This window comes from Oceanospirillum linum (assembly GCF_001995095.2).
Taxonomy (GTDB): Bacteria; Pseudomonadota; Gammaproteobacteria; order Pseudomonadales; family Halomonadaceae; genus Oceanospirillum; species Oceanospirillum linum.
The window spans coordinates 1-436 of the sequence record NZ_MTSD02000108.1 but is presented as its reverse complement, the minus strand read 5'-3'; the positions used below and the strand labels follow the sequence as shown (position 1 = coordinate 436).

The window sequence follows — 436 nt, the reverse complement described above, 5'->3', positions numbered from 1 at the left end:
CATTTTCGGTTTCGAGGTGCCCCATCCTCTCCGTCCGCCTACGCCGAAAATCAAGATAATTTCTCAGGTGATTCTGGCGATAGCGGTGCAATGGCGGTACATGATGTGCGCAGTCGGCACCGCTCGCGACAGCACTCAAGAAGGCCTCTGTGGAGTAGTAGCGGCGAAAAGGCTGTAGCGCCGCCTCACCGTGCTGCTTAAGCAGCGGCTCGTCCCAGCGCTCAAAAATAGCTTGGAGATCCTCGTACTCCACCCAGGAAAAGCTTCCCGGATAGGTGAGATCACCACCACCGTGATAACGGGAGCGGTAGGAGTCGTGGGTAACGACAGGCAGTCCAACCGACATCGCTTCAGTCACTGCTTTTCCACCTCCGAGCGGAAAAGAGGAAATATAGACATCGACCGAATGTTCAATCAGTGCGCGCGACAACGAAGC

1 protein-coding gene is annotated in these 436 nt (G+C 55.7%); it reads right to left on the bottom strand.

The annotated features are described in order from the left end of the window. The coding region (locus tag BTA35_RS18055; RefSeq protein WP_161489892.1) for a glycosyltransferase at positions 1–436 on the bottom strand (436 nt) is incomplete at both ends.